This window comes from Pseudomonas sp. RAC1 (genome assembly GCF_030658255.1).
Lineage (GTDB): Bacteria > Pseudomonadota > Gammaproteobacteria > Pseudomonadales > Pseudomonadaceae > Aquipseudomonas > Aquipseudomonas boreofloridensis.
The window spans coordinates 231,179-244,874 of sequence record NZ_JAUTXS020000032.1 but is presented as its reverse complement, the minus strand read 5'-3'; the positions used below and the strand labels follow the sequence as shown (position 1 = coordinate 244,874).

14 protein-coding genes are annotated in these 13,696 nt (G+C 63.7%); 11 read left to right on the top strand and 3 right to left on the bottom strand.

The window, feature by feature from the left end; genetic code table 11:
- The first annotated feature begins 39 nt into the window (after positions 1 to 39).
- From moaC to moaE, 3 genes are read left to right on the top strand one after another with little or no spacing between them, the layout of a single operon-like run.
- Positions 40 to 510: a cyclic pyranopterin monophosphate synthase MoaC gene (gene moaC / locus Q7C30_RS12615; RefSeq protein ID WP_039579913.1), complete on the top strand. Its 471-nt coding sequence runs from the start codon at positions 40 to 42 to the stop codon at positions 508 to 510.
- On the top strand, positions 510 to 755 hold the full coding sequence (locus Q7C30_RS12610; protein ID WP_029614993.1) for a MoaD/ThiS family protein: 246 nt from the start codon (positions 510 to 512) through the stop codon (positions 753 to 755). Before moaC ends, Q7C30_RS12610 begins: the two co-directional genes overlap by 1 nt.
- Before the next feature lie 2 nt (positions 756 to 757).
- Positions 758 to 1,207: a molybdopterin synthase catalytic subunit MoaE gene (gene moaE, locus Q7C30_RS12605; RefSeq protein WP_029614992.1), complete on the top strand. Its 450-nt coding sequence runs from the start codon at positions 758 to 760 to the stop codon at positions 1,205 to 1,207.
- Between the two features lie 10 nt (positions 1,208 to 1,217).
- On the opposite strand, the gene rhlB is transcribed toward moaE, so the two are convergent.
- Both rhlB and Q7C30_RS12595 read right to left on the bottom strand, forming a co-directional pair.
- A complete protein-coding gene (rhlB, locus tag Q7C30_RS12600) occupies positions 1,218 to 2,669 on the bottom strand; it encodes an ATP-dependent RNA helicase RhlB (protein WP_317871671.1) in 1,452 nt (483 codons plus the stop codon).
- A 102-nt stretch (positions 2,670 to 2,771) separates the two neighbouring features.
- The gene (locus Q7C30_RS12595) at positions 2,772 to 3,428 is read right to left on the bottom strand and encodes an alpha/beta fold hydrolase (RefSeq protein ID WP_039579906.1); all 657 of its coding nucleotides are present in this window, start codon (positions 3,426 to 3,428) and stop codon (positions 2,772 to 2,774) included.
- Positions 3,429 to 3,763: 335 nt separating this feature from the next.
- Here Q7C30_RS12595 and Q7C30_RS12590 point away from each other — a divergent pair, with 335 nt between their 5' ends.
- The 4 genes from Q7C30_RS12590 to Q7C30_RS12575 all read left to right on the top strand — a co-directional run bounded on the left by Q7C30_RS12590 (position 3,764) and on the right by Q7C30_RS12575 (position 7,921).
- Complete coding sequence (locus Q7C30_RS12590; protein ID WP_317871670.1) at positions 3,764 to 4,792, top strand: amino acid ABC transporter substrate-binding protein; 1,029 nt, start codon at positions 3,764 to 3,766, stop codon at positions 4,790 to 4,792.
- Between the two features lie 67 nt (positions 4,793 to 4,859).
- A complete protein-coding gene (locus Q7C30_RS12585; RefSeq protein ID WP_039579901.1) occupies positions 4,860 to 6,038 on the top strand; it encodes an amino acid ABC transporter permease in 1,179 nt (392 codons plus the stop codon).
- Between the two features lie 10 nt (positions 6,039 to 6,048).
- Positions 6,049 to 7,146 (top strand): amino acid ABC transporter permease, encoded by a 1,098-nt coding sequence (locus Q7C30_RS12580; RefSeq protein ID WP_317871669.1) that lies wholly within the window; start codon positions 6,049 to 6,051, stop codon positions 7,144 to 7,146.
- Positions 7,147 to 7,156: 10 nt separating this feature from the next.
- Positions 7,157 to 7,921, top strand: coding sequence for an amino acid ABC transporter ATP-binding protein (locus tag Q7C30_RS12575; RefSeq protein ID WP_039579896.1), 765 nt, complete (start codon positions 7,157 to 7,159; stop codon positions 7,919 to 7,921).
- Positions 7,922 to 7,975: 54 nt separating this feature from the next.
- Here Q7C30_RS12575 and algW read toward each other — a convergent pair whose 3' ends face one another.
- Positions 7,976 to 9,136 (bottom strand): Do family serine endopeptidase AlgW, encoded by a 1,161-nt coding sequence (algW, locus tag Q7C30_RS12570; protein WP_039579893.1) that lies wholly within the window; start codon positions 9,134 to 9,136, stop codon positions 7,976 to 7,978.
- A 181-nt stretch (positions 9,137 to 9,317) separates the two neighbouring features.
- Here algW and Q7C30_RS12565 point away from each other — a divergent pair, with 181 nt between their 5' ends.
- The 4 genes from Q7C30_RS12565 to cysN all read left to right on the top strand — a co-directional run bounded on the left by Q7C30_RS12565 (position 9,318) and on the right by cysN (position 13,540).
- Positions 9,318 to 10,076, top strand: coding sequence for a Nif3-like dinuclear metal center hexameric protein (locus Q7C30_RS12565; protein WP_317871668.1), 759 nt, complete (start codon positions 9,318 to 9,320; stop codon positions 10,074 to 10,076).
- Between the two features lie 148 nt (positions 10,077 to 10,224).
- Positions 10,225 to 11,142 (top strand): sulfate adenylyltransferase subunit CysD, encoded by a 918-nt coding sequence (gene cysD, locus Q7C30_RS12560; protein WP_029612121.1) that lies wholly within the window; start codon positions 10,225 to 10,227, stop codon positions 11,140 to 11,142.
- A 101-nt stretch (positions 11,143 to 11,243) separates the two neighbouring features.
- A complete protein-coding gene (locus tag Q7C30_RS12555) occupies positions 11,244 to 11,585 on the top strand; it encodes a four helix bundle protein (RefSeq protein WP_029612122.1) in 342 nt (113 codons plus the stop codon).
- Positions 11,586 to 11,638: 53 nt separating this feature from the next.
- Positions 11,639 to 13,540, top strand: a complete 1,902-nt coding sequence (gene cysN, locus Q7C30_RS12550; RefSeq protein WP_317871667.1) for a sulfate adenylyltransferase subunit CysN — start codon at positions 11,639 to 11,641, stop codon at positions 13,538 to 13,540.
- Positions 13,541 to 13,696 lie beyond the last annotated feature (156 nt).

Below are 13,696 nucleotides of genomic sequence, written 5' to 3'. Positions count from 1 at the left end.
GCGGTTTACACTCTGCACTCTCTTCACAGGAGCAGAGCAGTGCTGACTCATCTCGATTCCCAGGGGCGTGCCAACATGGTCGACGTCACTGAAAAGGCCGTGACCTCACGTGAGGCCAGCGCCGAGGCGCGGGTGCGCATGTTGCCGGCCACGCTGCGCATGATCGTCGAGGGCGAGCACCCCAAGGGTGATGTGTTCGCCGTGGCGCGCATCGCGGGTATCCAGGCGGCGAAGAAAACCAGCGACCTGATCCCACTGTGCCATCCGCTGATGCTCACCAGCGTCAAGGTGGAGTTGCGCGCCGACGGCGAAGACGCCGTGCACATCCTCGCCCGCTGCAAGCTGGCCGGGCAAACCGGGGTGGAGATGGAGGCGCTGACTGCCGCGAGTGTCGCCGCCCTGACGATCTACGACATGTGCAAGGCCGTCGACAAAGGCATGGTCATCGAGCAGGTGCGCCTGCTGGAGAAGATCGGCGGCAAGAGCGGCCACTACCAGGTGCCTGTGTGATGAAGATCAGGACGTTGTATTTCGCCCGCTACCGCGAGCGGCTCGGGCTCGACGGCGAGTCGCTCGACGGCGATTTCCAGGTGCTCGACGATGTGCGCCAGGCGTTGCTGGCCAAGGGCGGCGCCTACGCGGTGCTGGCCGAGCAGAACCTGATGTGCGCCCGCAACGAGGAATTGTGCCGGCTCGACGAGCCCGTGGAGGAGGGCGACCAAGTGGCCTTTTTCCCACCGGTAACGGGAGGCTGAGCATGGCCATACGGGTTCAGCAGGCCGTCTTCGATGCGGGCTACGAGCTCAATGCCCTGCACGCGGCGAATGTCGGCGTGGGTGCGGTGGTGGGATTCGTTGGCTACGTGCGCGACTTCAACGACGGGCGCGAGGTGGCGGGGATGTTCCTCGAGCACTATCCGGGCATGACCGAGAAGGCGCTGGGCAAGATCGTCGACGAGGCGCAGCAGCGCTGGCCGTTGTTGAAGGTCGAGGTGCTGCATCGCATCGGCGCGCTGGAGCCGGGCGAGCCGATCGTCTTCGTCGGCGTGGCCAGCGCGCACCGGCAGGCGGCGTTCGACGCCTGCAATTTCATCATGGACTACCTCAAGACCCGCGCGCCCTTCTGGAAGAAGGAAACCACCCAGGAGGGGCCGCGCTGGGTGGAAGGCCGCCAGAGCGACCAGGACGCGGTCGAGCGCTGGCAGTAGCCAGGCGCGTCTACACCGACGGGTTGGCGCTCGCCTGGGCCTTGCGCGGCACCGGCGTGAGCAACGCGTCCGGCGGCATCTCGCATTTGATCTTGCGCCCCAGCAGTTCCTCGATCGCCGGCAGTTGGTAGGCGTCGTCCTCGCCGGCGAAGCTGATCGACACCCCGCTGGTGCCCGCACGCCCGGTGCGGCCGATGCGGTGCACGTAGTCGTCCGGGTCTTCCGGCAGGGTGAAGTTGATCACATGGCTGATGCCGTCGATGTGAATGCCGCGTCCGGCCACGTCGGTGGCCACCAGCACGGTGACGCGCCCTTCACGGAAGTTCTCCAGGGTGCGGATCCGCTTGTGCTGCGGCACGTCGCCGGACAGTTGCGCGGCGTTGACGCCATCGCGCACCAGGCGCTCCTCGATGCGCCGCACCTCGTCCTTGCGGTTGGCGAAGACCATCACCCGCTGCCAGCCGTTCTGCGTCACCAGGTTGTACAGCAGCTTGTACTTGTCGCTGCCGGCCACGGCATAGACGTGCTGCTCGACGGTTTCGCTGGCCACGTTCTCCGGCTCGATCTCGACGATGGCAGGATCGGTGGTCCACTGCTTGGCCAGGTTCATCACATCGTCGGTGAAGGTGGCGGAGAACAGCAGGGTCTGACGTTCGCTCTTGGGTGGGGTTTGACGGATGATCTGCCGCACCTGCGGAATGAAGCCCATGTCGAGCATGCGGTCGGCCTCGTCCAGCACCATCACCTCGACCATGTCCAGGTGCACTTCGCCGCGTTGCTGGAAGTCCAGCAGGCGCCCGGGCGTGGCCACCAGAATGTCGCAGTGGCGTTTCTCCAGGGCCTTGAGCTGCTTGTCGTATTCCATGCCGCCGACGAAGCTCATCACGCTGAGCCCGCTGTAGCGGGTCAGGGCTTCGGCGTCCTTGGCGATCTGCACCACCAGTTCACGGGTGGGCGCGATGATCAATGCGCGCGGCTCGCCCATGTAGCGTTCCTTGGGCGGCGGCGTCTGTTGCAGTTGCGCGATGATCGAGATGAGGAACGCGGCGGTCTTGCCGGTGCCGGTCTGGGCCCGACCGATGGCGTCCTGGCCGCGTAGGGTGTGGCCCAGCACCTGCGCCTGGATCGGCGTGCAGTAGGGGAAACCCAGGTCGTGGATGGCATGCATCAACGTGTCGGAGAGCTTGAAGTCGTGGAAGCGGGTCTTGCCTTCCTGGGGTTCGACCACGAAATCTTCCGGTTTCCACAGGCTGGCCTGCGGCTTGGGCTTGCGCTCGCGGCGCGGTTTTTCCCGCGGGGTCCGGGCGACCGGTGCAGTGGCCTGAGGCGCTGGCTCCGCCTGAGGGCTGGGCGCGCTGGCGGCAGTGGGCTGCGGCGTTTGGGCTGTCACGGGGGCAGAGGGCGCGACGGCCTGCGGGGCGGCGTCGGCTTTGCCGAATATCTTCTTGAGTGCCTTGAGCACGGTCGTCTCGTCAATTGATTAAGGAATGTACGCCGGGCAGTGTAATGCAAGAACCCCACTCGGCGTAGTGCAATGCGCCCGCGACTACAGGCGCGTGGGAAATCACTGAAGCCGTTGCGCCAGCCAGTCGTGGATGTCGCTCAGTTCTTCCACCAGCACTTCGTGTTCCATGGGGTATTCGTGCCAGCGCGCCGCCACGCCCCAGGTATTGAGGTACTCGAACGCCGTGCGCCCCATGGAGGGAATGACCACCGGGTCGTGCACGCCATGCAGGCACAGGGCGGGCGTGCGCTGCTGGCAGGCACTGAGCTGGTGCGTGTCGCTGAAGGTCGGGGCGTAGGTCGACAGGGCGATGACGCCGCCCAGGGCCTCTTGCCACTTTATATACGCGGTGTGCAGCACCACTGCGCCGCCCTGGGAGAAACCGGCCAGGACGATGCGGGCCAGGTCGATGCCCTTGGCCTGTTCGGCTTCGATCAAGTCGATGACCTGCGCGGCGGAGGCGTCCAGTTGCGCTTCGTCGATGGCCCGCGCCGGGCTCATGGCCTTGATGTCGTACCAGCTGGGCATGGCATAGCCGCCGTTGATGGTCACCGGGCGGGTCGGCGCCTGGGGCATGATGAAGCGCGTGCTGTGCAGTCGTTCCTGAAGAAATTCGGCCACCGGTAGGAAGTCGTAACGGTCGGCGCCCAGGCCGTGCAACCAGATCACACAGGCATCGGCCGTATTCTGGGGTTCGAGGATCAACGGTTGGGTCATGAATGCTCCGAAAAAGTGCGTGGGAACTCATTGAGTGCGTGAAAAGGCGGCGTGGATGGCGAGGGCCATAACTGCATGTCGCAACGCTGCAACTTTACCCTCTTGACGTCTGCTTAAACGCTTTAGGCGGTCACTGTGGTACGCCCCTTGCTATGTCCATGTCGCTGCACGGGGCGAAACCGGACCGGTAACACCGTCCACTTGCAGGAAAGGCTGTCACAGAACGGCCCGTTGCGCCAATTGACCCGAATAACACGCCAACCAGGGTCGGATGCGCCTCATGAGGGCGCGGTGCAATTCCGGCTCGATACAACAAGAGCATTTGGAGGTTGTTGATGAAGATGTTGAAAACCACGCTGGCAGTCCTGACCGCTGCCGCCGCCTTCGGTGCCGTGAGCACCGCACAGGCCGGGGCCACGCTCGATGCGGTGCAGAAGAAGGGCTTCGTCCAGTGTGGCGTGAGCGACGGCCTCCCGGGCTTCTCCGTCCCTGACGCCCAGGGCAAGATCGTCGGCATCGACGCCGATGTCTGCCGCGCCGTGGCGGCGGCCGTGTTCGGCGATGCCAGCAAGGTCAAGTTCAGCCAGCTCAACGCCAAGGAGCGCTTCACCGCGCTGCAGTCCGGTGAAGTCGATGTGCTGTCGCGCAACACCACCTGGACCAGCTCGCGCGATTCCGGCATGGGCCTGGTGTTCACCGGCGTTACCTACTACGACGGTATCGGCTTCCTGGTCAACAACAAGCTCGGCGTGAAAAGCGCCAAGGAACTCGACGGCGCCACCATCTGCATCCAGGCCGGCACCACCACCGAACTGAACGTTTCCGACTATTTCCGCGCCAATGGCCTGAAGTACACCCCGATCACCTTCGATACCTCCGACGAGAGCGCCAAGTCGCTCGAGTCCGGGCGTTGCGACGTGCTCACCTCGGACAAGTCGCAGCTCTACGCACAGCGCTCCAAGCTGGCCGCGCCGGGCGACTACGTGGTACTGCCGGAAACCATTTCCAAGGAGCCCCTCGGACCGGTAGTGCGCAAGGGTGACGAAGACTGGTTCAGCATCGTGCGCTGGACGCTGTTCGCCATGCTCAACGCCGAAGAAGCCGGTGTGACTTCCAAGAACGTCGAAGCCGAGGCCAAGTCCACCAAGAACCCGGACGTAGCGCGCATGCTCGGCGCCGACGGTGAGTACGGCAAGGACCTCAAGCTGCCCAAGGACTGGGTGGTGCAGATCGTCAAGCAGGTGGGCAACTACGGCGAAGTGTTCGAGAAGAACCTGGGCAAGAGCACGCCGCTGCAGATCGACCGCGGGCTGAACGCCCTGTGGAACAACGGCGGCATCCAGTACGCGCCACCGGTGCGCTGATTGCCGTCACCCGCGATGGCATGTGGCCGTCGCGGGTCGTTCCACTTCCTTGCTTTCGGTGCCTTTCATGAACAATCCAACCGGCGCGCGCAAAGGGCTGTCCCTGAGCGATCCGCGCGTGCGTGCGTGGCTGTTCCAGGTCGTCACGGTCGTGGCCGTGATCGCCCTGGGCTGGTTCCTCATTCACAACACCCAGACCAACATGCAGCACCGAGGGATCACCTCGGGCTTCGATTTCCTCGAGCGCAGTGCCGGCTTCGGCATCGCCCAGCACCTGATCGACTACAACGAGACCGACACCTACGCCCGCGTGCTGTTGGTGGGGTTGCTCAATACCCTGCTGGCCAGTGCCATCGGCATCGTCCTGGCCACCGTGCTCGGCTTCATCATCGGCGTGGCGCGGCTGTCGTCGAACTGGGTGATCGGCAAGCTGGCGGCGGTGTACGTCGAGACCTTCCGCAACATCCCGCCGTTGCTGCAAATCCTGTTCTGGTACTTCGCCGTGTTCACGGCGCTGCCGGGACCGCGCGGCAGCATCAACATCGATGACCTGTTCTTCATCAGCAGCCGCGGTGTGAACATGCCCGGTGCGTCGATGGGCGAAGGCTTCTGGCCGTTCGTGGTGTCCCTGTTGCTGGCGCTGGTGGCAATCGTGGTGATGGTGCGCCAGGCCAACCGGCGTTTCGATGAAACCGGCCAGCCGTTTCACAAATTCTGGGTCGGCCTGCTGCTGTTGGTCGGTATCCCGGGGGTGTGCGTGCTGCTGTTCGGCAACCCGCTGCAGTGGCAGGTGCCGCAGCTCAAAGGGTTCAACTTTACCGGCGGCTGGGTGCTGATTCCCGAGTTCCTGGCGTTGACCCTGGCGCTGTCGATCTACACCGCAGCGTTCATCGCCGAGATCGTTCGCGCCGGCATCCGCTCGGTCAGCCATGGCCAGACCGAGGCGGCGCGCTCGCTGGGGCTGCGCGAAGGGCCGACCCTGCGCAAGGTGATCATCCCCCAGGCCATGCGGGTGATCATTCCACCGCTGACCAGCCAGTACCTGAACCTGACCAAGAACTCGTCGCTGGCGGCGGTGATTGGCTACCCCGAACTGGTGTCGCTGTTCGCCGGTACGGTGCTGAACCAGACCGGCCAGTCGGTGGAGGTGATGGCGATCACCATGGGCGTATATCTGACCATCAGTATCAGCATCTCGTTGCTGATGAACGGGTACAACAAGCGCATTGCGCTGATCGAACGGTGAGGGCCGGCGCATGACTACCCATGTTTTCAAACCCGACATGCCGCCACCGGTGAAGACCGTCGGCGTGCTCGCCTGGCTGCGGGCCAACCTGTTTTCCAGTTGGGCCAATACCCTGCTGACGCTGTTCGCGCTGTACCTGATCTGGCTGATCGTGCCGCCGCTGCTGCACTGGGCGTTCCTCGACGCCAGTTGGACCGGCAGTACCCGCGCCGACTGCAGCGGGCAGGGCGCTTGCTGGGTGTTCATCCAGCAGCGTTTCGGCCAGTTCATGTATGGCTACTACCCCAGCGAGTTGCGCTGGCGGGTGGATTTGAGCGTGTGGCTGGGCGTGATCGGCGCCGCGCCGCTGTTCATCCGGCGTTTTCCGCGAAAACTGCCCTACGGCCTGTGCTACCTGGTGCTGTATCCGATCCTCGCCTACCTGTTGCTGCACGGCGGCAGCTTCGGCCTGAGCAGCGTGCCGACTTCGCAGTGGGGCGGGTTGATGCTGACGCTGGTGATCGCCACCGTGGGCATCGCCGCCGCCTTGCCACTGGGGATTCTGCTGGCGCTGGGCCGGCGCTCGAACATGCCGGTGGTCAAGGCGGTCTCGGTGACCTTCATCGAGTTCTGGCGCGGCATTCCGCTGATTACCGTGCTGTTCATGTCGTCGGTGATGCTGCCGCTGTTCATGCCTGAGGGCACCAGCTTCGACAAACTGCTGCGGGCCATGATCTTCGTCATCCTGTTCGAGTCGGCGTACATCGCCGAAGTGGTGCGTGGCGGCTTGCAGGCCATCCCCAAAGGGCAGTACGAGGCCGCCGCCGCCATGGGCCTGGGCTACTGGCGGGCCATGGGCCTGGTGATCCTGCCGCAGGCCTTGAAGCTGGTGATTCCGGGCATCGTCAACACCTTCATCGCGCTGTTCAAGGACACCAGCCTGGTGATCATCATCGGCCTGTTCGACTTGCTCAACAGCACCCGCCAGGCCACGGCAGACCCTGCCTGGCTGGGTATGGCCACCGAGGGCTACGTATTCGCCGCCCTGGTCTACTGGATTTTCTGTTTCGCCATGTCGCGCTACTCCATGCACCTGGAGCGCAAGCTGGACACTGGCCACAAGCGTTAGGAGTTTCGAGATGAGTGAAGCGATCAGACACAGCGCCGGCCCCGAAGGCATCATCCAGATGCAGGGCGTGAACAAGTGGTACGGCCAGTTCCATGTGCTCAAGGACATCAACCTCAACGTGCGCCAGGGCGAGCGCATCGTCCTGTGCGGCCCGTCGGGCTCGGGCAAGTCCACCACCATCCGCTGCCTCAACCGGCTGGAGGAACACCAGCAGGGGCGCATCGTGGTCGATGGCGTGGAGTTGACCAACGACCTCAAGCAGATCGAGGCGATCCGTCGCGAGGTCGGCATGGTGTTCCAGCACTTCAACCTGTTCCCGCACCTGAGCATTCTGGAGAACTGCACCTTGGCGCCGATGTGGGTGCGCAAGCTGCCACGGCGCAAGGCCGAGGAAATCGCCATGCATTACCTGGAGCGGGTGCGCATTCCCGAGCAGGCGCACAAGTATCCGGGGCAGTTGTCCGGCGGTCAGCAGCAGCGGGTGGCCATCGCCCGCGCGCTGTGCATGAAACCCAAGATCATGCTGTTCGACGAGCCGACGTCGGCGCTGGATCCGGAAATGGTCAAGGAGGTGCTCGACACCATGGTCGGACTGGCCGAAGACGGCATGACCATGCTCTGCGTGACCCACGAGATGGGTTTCGCCCGCACCGTGGCGAATCGGGTGATCTTCATGGACAAGGGCGAGATCGTCGAGCAGGCCGCGCCGGACGACTTCTTCGACCGCCCGCGCAGCGACCGCACCAAGCTGTTCCTGAGCCAGATCCTGCACTGATGGCGGGGGGCCTTCCAGAAGCGGCTTGCCCGCTTCTGGAGGCGTGGGGTTGGCTTACTTCTCTTCCTGCTTGGCCACCGGCGCTGGTGGCGGGCGCAGGCCCACTTCGGCGATCAGCTTGAGCTGCTTGCCATTGCGCATCACCTCGATGCTGATCTTTTCGTTCGGCTTGATCCGCGCCACCTGGTTCATCGACTTGCGGCCATCACCGGCCGGCTCGCCGTTGATGCTCAGGATCACATCACCCAGTTGCAGGCCCGCGCGCTGGGCCGGACCGTCACGGAAGATGCCGGCCACGACGATGCCGGGACGCCCCTGCATGCCGAACGACTCGGCCAGTTCCTGCGACAACGGCTGCACTTCGATGCCCAGCCAGCCGCGAATCACCTGGCCGTGCTCGACGATCGACTTCATGACCTCCAACGCCAGCTTGGCCGGGATGGCGAAGCCAATGCCCTGGGAGCCGCCGGATTTGGAGAAGATCGCGGTGTTGATGCCGATCAGGTTGCCGTCGGCATCGACCAGCGCACCGCCGGAGTTGCCCGGGTTGATGGCCGCGTCGGTCTGGATGAAGTCTTCGTAGTTGTTCAGCCCCAGTTGGTTGCGGCCTGTGGCGCTGATGATGCCCATGGTCACGGTCTGGCCGACGCCGAAGGGGTTGCCGATGGCCAGGCAGACATCACCGATGTGCACGTTGTCGGAGCGGCCGATGGTGATGGCCGGCAGATCTTTGAGGTCGATCTTCAGCACCGCCAGGTCGGTTTCCGGGTCGCTGCCGATCACCCGCGCCAGGGTTTCGCGGCCGTCCTTGAGCGCCACCACGATCTGGTCCGCGCCGCTGGTGACGTGGTTGTTGGTCAGCAGGTAGCCTTCGCGGCTCATGATCACCGCCGAGCCCAGGCTCGACTCCCAGCGCCGTTGCTTGGGCAGGTTATCGCCGAAGAAGCGGCGGAATTGCGGGTCTTCGAACAGCGGGTGAGCGTTCTTGTTCACCGCTTTGGTGGTGTACAGGTTGGCCACGGCTGGGGCAGCGACGGTGACGGCGTCGGCATAGCTGACCGGGCCTTGCACGATCCGCGAAGTCTGCGGCGCCTGCTGCAGGTTGACGTCCTGGCTGGGCAGGCCGACCCATTCCGGGAACCGCTGGATGATCAGTGCGGCGATCAGCACGCCAGTGAGCAGGGGCCAGCCAAAGTAACGCAGAGCCTTGAACATCGAAAAAATCCTGGAGTGGGGCGGGGGCCTGAACGCGAACGCGCGCGATGATACACCTGTAGGCGCGGCTTTGCCCGCGCCGCAGGCTCCGGTTCCCCCGGCTACCGCGACAGCCCATAATGGCGGCCAGTATACGAGGCCTGGCGCCCGTTGAAGCAGCGAATTACGAGGAGATATGTGGATGGCCGTCGCCCTGAGCACCCTGGTCGAGGAAGCCGAGCGCTACCTCGGCAGCGCCAAGATCCAGGATTACTGCCCCAATGGCTTGCAGGTCGAAGGGCGTGCGCAGGTCAGGCGCATCGTCACCGGCGTAACCGCCAGCCAGGCCTTGCTCGACGCGGCGGTCGAGGCCGACGCCGACCTGGTGCTGGTGCACCACGGTTATTTCTGGAAGGGCGAAAGCCCGTGCATCACCGGTATCAAGCAGCGCCGCATCAAGACCCTGCTCAAGCACGACATCAGCCTGCTGGCGTTCCACCTGCCGCTGGACGTGCACCCGGAAGTCGGCAACAACGTGCAGTTGGCGCGGCAACTCGACATCACCGTCGAAGGCCCGCTCGATCCGGACAACCCACGGGTGATCGGCCTGATCGGTTCGCTGGCCGAGCCCATGGCCGCCAGCGATGTCGCCCGTCGCGTGCATGAGGCGCTGGGCCGTGAGCCGCTATTGATCGAGGGCCCGGGCCTGATTCGCCGGGTGGGCTGGTGCACCGGCGGCGGGCAGGGCTACATCGATGCTGCCATCGCTGCCGGTGTGGACCTGTTCATCAGTGGCGAGGCGTCCGAGCAGACCTTCCACAGTGCCCGCGAGAACGGCGTCAGCTTCATCGCCGCCGGGCATCACGCCACCGAGCGCTATGGCGTACAGGCGCTGGGCGACTATCTGGCCAGGCGCTTCGCCCTCGAACACCTGTTCATCGACTGCCCCAATCCGATTTGAATACCGCGTACGAAGGCCAAACCGGCAGTCATATCATTAGACCCTTTCGATCTAACTGACCGCCTAAATAGAATCAGACGCTGTGATAAAGTGCTCCGCTCGAACACGGCCCGCTGGCCGTCCATAAGATCGTTTTTCGTGAGTAGCCATGGTCGACAAACTGACGCACTTGAAACAGCTGGAGGCGGAAAGCATACACATCATTCGCGAGGTGGCCGCCGAGTTCGACAATCCGGTGATGCTCTACTCGATCGGCAAGGACTCCGCCGTGATGCTGCACTTGGCGCGTAAGGCCTTCTTCCCGGGCAAGCTGCCATTTCCGGTGATGCACGTCGACACCCGCTGGAAATTCCAGGAGATGTACCGCTTCCGCGACAAGATGGTCGAGGAAATGGGCCTGGAGCTGATCACCCACGTCAATCCCGAGGGTGTGGCGCAGGGCATCAACCCCTTCACCCACGGCAGTGCCAAGCACACCGACATCATGAAGACCCAGGGCCTCAAGCAGGCGCTGGACAAGCATGGCTTCGACGCCGCCTTCGGCGGTGCGCGCCGCGACGAAGAGAAGTCGCGGGCCAAGGAGCGCGTGTATTCGTTCCGCGACAGCAAGCACCGCTGGGATCCGAAGAACCAGCGTCCGGAGCTCTGGAACGTCTACAACGGCAAGGTCAACAAGGGCGAGTCGATCCGCGTCTTCCCGTTGTCGAACTGGACCGAGCTGGACATCTGGCAGTACATCTACCTCGAAGGCATCCCGATCGTGCCGCTGTACTTCGCCGCCGAGCGCGAAGTCATCGAGAAGAACGGCACCCTGATCATGATCGACGACGAGCGCATCCTCGAGCATCTGACCGATGAAGAGAAAGCCCGCATCGTCAAGAAGAAGGTGCGTTTCCGAACCCTGGGCTGCTACCCACTGACGGGTGCTGTCGAGTCGGAAGCCGAGACGCTCACCGACATCATTCAGGAAATGCTCCTGACGCGCACGTCTGAACGCCAGGGCCGTGTCATCGACCACGATGGCGCCGGTTCCATGGAAGACAAGAAACGCCAAGGGTATTTCTAAGCTTCAAGTTACAAGCGGCAAGCTGCAAGACAGAAGCTGAACGCGTAGCGTTTGAGACTTGTGGATTGCCGCCGTATTGCGGGCGGCTCGGAGTGCTCGTAATGGATTTTGAGAAGCTGGCAGTTTGGCAACGAAGTAAGCGTTTGGCCATTGAGTTGTACCGGATACTGGCTGGGTGTCGTGATTATGGATTCAAGGATCAGGTCACGCGGTCAGCACTTTCCATCCCGTCCAATATTGCCGAGGGCATGGAGCGGCGCGGGAGCAGAGAGAAGGTTTGGTATCTCAGCGTTGCGAAAGCGTCCTGCGGGGAGTTGCGTACGCAGCTGATGATCGGTGGTGAGATAGGTTACATCGACGCTGGGCTGGCTAGCGGCTGGATTAATGAAACCCGCGAGCTCTCCAGAATGCTGAGTGGGTTGATCAACAGAATGTCTAACTAGTTGTACGCCGACAGGCTTGCCGCTTGACGCTTACAGCTTGGAGCTCGAATGAAATGAGTCACCAATCCGAATTGATCAGCGAGGATATCCTCGCCTACCTGGCTCAGCACGAGCGCAAAGAACTGCTGCGTTTCCTCACCTGCGGCAACGTCGATGACGGCAAGAGCACCCTGATCGGGCGCCTGCTGCACGATTCGAAGATGATCTACGAGGACCACCTCGAGGCCATCACCCGTGACTCGAAGAAGTCCGGCACCACCGGCGAGGAAGTCGATCTGGCGCTGCTGGTCGATGGCCTGCAGGCCGAGCGCGAGCAGGGCATCACCATCGATGTCGCCTACCGCTACTTCTCGACTGCCAAGCGCAAGTTCATCATCGCCGACACCCCCGGCCATGAGCAGTACACCCGCAACATGGCCACCGGTGCGTCCACCTGCGACCTGGCGATCATCCTCGTCGATGCCCGCTATGGCGTGCAGACCCAGACCCGCCGCCACAGCTACATTGCCTCGCTGCTGGGCATCAAGCACATCGTGGTCGCGGTCAACAAGATGGACCTCAAGGGCTTCGACGAGCAGGTCTTCGAGTCGATCAAGGCCGATTACCTGGCGTTCGCCGAAGCCATCGACCTGAAGCCGAGCAGCCTGCACTTCGTGCCCATGTCGGCGCTCAAGGGCGACAACGTGGTCAACCGCAGCGAGCGTTCGCCGTGGTACACCGGCCCTGCGCTGATGGAAATCCTCGAAACCGTGGAAGTGGCGGCCGACCGCAATTTCACCGACCTGCGCTTCCCGGTGCAGTACGTCAACCGTCCGAACCTGAACTTCCGTGGCTTCGCCGGCACCCTGGCCAGTGGCGTGGTGCACAAGGGCGATGAGATCGTGGTGCTGCCGTCGGGCAAGAGCAGCCGGGTCAAGTCCATCGTCACCTACGAAGGTGAGCTGGAGAACGCCGGGCCTGGCCAGGCCGTGACCCTGACCATGGAAGACGAGATCGACATCTCCCGTGGCGACTTGCTGGTGCATGCCGACAACGTGCCGCAGGTGGCCGACCAGTTCGACGCCATGCTGGTGTGGATGGCCGAAGAACCGATGCTGCCGGGCAAGAAGTACGACATCAAGCGCGCCACCAGCTATGTGCCGGGTTCGATCGCCAGCATCGCCCACAAGGTCGATGTGAACACGTTGGAGAAGGGCGCCGCCAGCGCGCTGCAACTGAACGAGATCGGCCGGGTCAAGGTATCGCTGGACGCTGCCATCGCCCTCGACGGCTACGACAGCAACCGCACCACCGGGGCGTTCATCGTCATCGACCGCCTGACCAACGGCACCGTCGGTGCCGGCATGATCATCGCCGAGCCTGTACTGCCACATGGCGGCGCCGGTCAGCACGGCAAGGCCGCGCATGTCTCGACCGAGGAACGCGCCCTGCGCTTCGGCCAGCAGCCGGCGACCGTGCTGTTCAGCGGCTTGTCCGGCGCCGGCAAGAGCACGCTGGCCTATGCCGTGGAGCGCAAGCTGTTCGACATGGGCCGCGCGGTCTACGTGCTCGACGGGCAGAACCTGCGCCATGACTTGAACAAGGGGTTGCCGCAGGATCGCGCCGGGCGTACCGAGAATTGGCGCCGTGCCGCCCATGTGGCGCGCCAGTTCAACGAAGCCGGTCTGCTGACCCTGGCAGCGTTCGTCGCCCCGGATGCCGAAGGCCGTGAGCAGGCCAAGGCGTTGATCGGCAAGGAACGCCTGGTCACCGTCTACGTGCAGGCCTCGCCGCTGGTCTGCCGCGAGCGCGACCCGCAGGGGCTGTATGCTGCCGGTGGCGACAACATCCCGGGCGAGAGCTTCCCGTTCGATGTGCCGCTGGATGCGGATTTGGTGATCGATACCCAGGGCACCAGCGTCGAGGACGGCGTGAAGCAGGTGCTTGAGGTGCTGCGCCAGCGCGGCGCCCTCTAAGCGCTGCGTTAGGACGCGGACTCCAGGTTCCGCGCCAGTTGGGTGATCGGCCGACAGTCACGGGGTTGCGCAGCAGCCCGGTGCTGTCGGCCAAGTCTTTACTGAATCCATACGGGCGCCGATTCGACGCCCGAGCGCTTCACCTAAGTCGTACGC